Source organism: Ventrimonas sp. (assembly GCF_048380235.1).
GTDB lineage: Bacteria > Bacillota > Clostridia > Lachnospirales > Lachnospiraceae > Brotaphodocola.
This window is the reverse complement of the sequence record NZ_DBFCCJ010000079.1, coordinates 1-2,565: the sequence shown is the minus strand read 5'-3', so window position 1 is coordinate 2,565 and position 2,565 is coordinate 1. Positions and strand designations below refer to the sequence as shown.

The 2,565-nt window shown below is 45.5% G+C and carries 3 protein-coding genes; 2 read left to right on the top strand and 1 reads right to left on the bottom strand.

All coding sequences use genetic code 11. From position 1 onward, the window contains the following. Positions 1–338: 338 nt before the first annotated feature. Positions 339–1,190 (bottom strand): MerR family transcriptional regulator, encoded by an 852-nt coding sequence (locus tag ACMP1L_RS12860; protein WP_418453261.1) that lies wholly within the window; start codon positions 1,188–1,190, stop codon positions 339–341. Between the two features lie 244 nt (positions 1,191–1,434). Here ACMP1L_RS12860 and ACMP1L_RS12855 point away from each other — a divergent pair, with 244 nt between their 5' ends. Together ACMP1L_RS12855 and ACMP1L_RS12850 are read left to right on the top strand one after the other, a co-directional pair. Next, on the top strand, positions 1,435–2,025 hold the full coding sequence (locus ACMP1L_RS12855; RefSeq protein WP_418453260.1) for a DUF3793 family protein: 591 nt from the start codon (positions 1,435–1,437) through the stop codon (positions 2,023–2,025). A gap of 37 nt (positions 2,026–2,062) precedes the next feature. Continuing rightward, positions 2,063–2,488, top strand: coding sequence for a flavodoxin (locus ACMP1L_RS12850; protein WP_418453259.1), 426 nt, complete (start codon positions 2,063–2,065; stop codon positions 2,486–2,488). Positions 2,489–2,565: the final 77 nt, after the last annotated feature.

Here is a 2,565-nt window from a genome sequence, read left to right as displayed (position 1 = left end):
GATATGCCCGTAACCGGGCTGAGCAGTACAAAAACAATAAAAGTAGCTGTGTAACCCATCTGGGTAGCAGTACGGGTGTCATGGACGCACCTCTGAAGCTACGGAGCTATGCTTCGTAATCAGATGCTCGGTAATTCAATTGCCGATGTAGTTCACTGTACTATAAATGAGCAAGTTCGTGATTTGGCATAAAAGAAAGACACCTTGAATTCTATAGGAAGTCATAGCTAATAATATAGAAGAAAACCAGGTAGAAATCAGAAGGTTGATTATGCCTGTTTTTTGTTATCATCAGAATTAATAAGCCAGTTCCACTTAAATGTTGATATTATCAATATTCATATTAAATGAAGATTGGTCAGACTGGATAAAGGAAGAAATAACTGCAGATAATAGCACTGCTTCTGATCGCAGATCCCCTGCAGGACAAAGGTTGAAAACAGCCGTGGGCAGACCGGCAGGTGGTTTTGTCTGGCATAGGTCATCAGGAACTGCACAGTCGAAAGTGATGGAACGCGGTCCTGGGAAGCACAAAAGGTTGACAGATAGCGGATTTTGGAATTTGTGACCGGAATATCTGCTGTGATTGGATAATCTGTATATTCTGCCATATCCTCATGCAGAAGCAGCTGGGAATTCTGATAGTCCAAGGTCAGGGACACAGATTCAGTTTCTGCATGGATCTGGTATTCATCAAACAGGTACATGTTATCCAGGCCTGCATGTTCCCTGGTATACTGAAACCATTGCTCAATTCCATCATGAAAGTCCACTGTCGGATCAATGATGTAGGAAGGCGGCATGGTACATTGCATGACCTTTCCGGTATACTTCTGAATATTTTCACAGTCCTTCTGGCTCATCCTCAGGCGCGCAATGGTACGTTTATGATTTCGAATGGCTTCTTCCTCTTCATTCAGGCGCTGCCGGATGATGTCGCACAGGTGTTTCGGGGAATCCACGGAGCCGTGCTCATCCCACAGTGTGGCAATGTCATCCAGTCCGATATCCATTTTTCGCTGATAAAGGATGCTGATGAATCTGGAAATATCAACTTCTGTATAGTAGCGGTAGCCGTTGGCGGCTTTTCTTGCGGTGAGCAGACCGCGTTTTTCGTAGTGGCGGAGTGTGTCCCGGCTCATCCCCATAAGATTTGCCACATCTCCGATGAGATATTTGCTTTTGTTCATGCTTGATTACCTCCGTGGAACATGGTAACAGGAGATTCACAGAAAATCAACGAATGTAATGAAATTGTAATAATGAGTAAATATATCTCAAAAAATGAGCTCAGGACAGCAAAATTTTCTCAATAGAATATTATTGAGAATTTCTTTCATGTGATCCGATTGACTTATTAGTTAGCATATGCTAACATAGACACATCGGGTTAGCGAAAGGTAACTCGAAGGGATTCCACAGGAGGGACGGCGTATGTCAGCAGAGACCATGCTTCATTTTCTTAACAATTGCACACCGGAAGAAAAATTTGGTTTTCGTGTTGTGACACAGTGCGCACCGGTGTTAAAAGGGGTGAAGATTTCCAACCTGATCACCATGAAACCGGGCGGATGGCGCAAGATTCGGGCGTATTTAAAGAAGAGCAGAATTATCTGCATCCCGCTTTATGCAGATGCCGAAAAGGAAGTATTATTCCTTTACCGCTACGAGCAGCTGGAATGGCATTTGAAAAACCGGGAAGTGCGCGAGTTTTTACGCAGCTGTGGCTATGAGAGTTTTGAAGTGGCATCGGTTCTGGTGCGTCTGAGAAGAAGATACCAGCTCTATGCCGGAATTTCAAAAGAGTTTCCTCATGAGCTGGGTGTTCTGCTCGGATATCCGGTGGGCGATGTGCAGGGCTTTATTGATAACCGTGGGGAAAACAGCCTGACTTCCCGTTACTGGAAAGTATACCAGAATCCCAAAGAAGCAGAAAAAATCTTTGATCTTTATGACAGGGTGAAGGAGCAGGCTTTAAAAGAGATCATGTGCGGACGGACATTGTCCCATGTGGCAGTATCGTAAGCGGAAATAACCCGAAAATAGAAAGGAGAACACGAACATGAAAGAAGTAAACGTAATCTACTGGAGCAGCACCGGAAACACCCAGGTTATGGCTGAGGCTGTAGGCGCGGGTGTAGAAGAGGCAGGCGGAAAAGCAAATGTGATGGAGGTATCCGCAGCAGATGTTTCCATGTTAAAGGATGCAGATAGCTTCGCGCTGGGTGCTTCCGCTATGGGCGATGAGGAACTGGATGCAGAGATGGATGATTTCGTAACTGCGGTGGAGGGGATCTGCGCAGGTAAGACCGTTGGCCTCTTTGGTTCCTATGACTGGGGCGATGGCGAGTGGATGCGAAAATGGGCAGACCGCATGACCGAGGCAGGCGCAACCGTAGTAAACGGTGAGGGTGTGATCGCAAACCTGACTCCGGACGATGATGCAGTAGCAGCATGCAAGGCATTGGGCGCAGCTCTGGCAAAATAAAAATTTAAAGAATAACTAATAGAGTCCGAAAGTTCGGTCAGACTATACAGAATAAGCAGATGCTGTGAAATTTTGTA

Coding starts and splice junctions, on each gene's coding strand:
- ACMP1L_RS12860 (WP_418453261.1), bottom strand. CDS start 1,190: ATGAACAAAAGCAAATATCTCATCGGAGATGTGGCAAATCTTATGGGG.
- ACMP1L_RS12850 (WP_418453259.1), top strand. CDS start 2,063: ATGAAAGAAGTAAACGTAATCTACTGGAGCAGCACCGGAAACACCCAG.
- ACMP1L_RS12855 (WP_418453260.1), top strand. CDS start 1,435: ATGTCAGCAGAGACCATGCTTCATTTTCTTAACAATTGCACACCGGAA.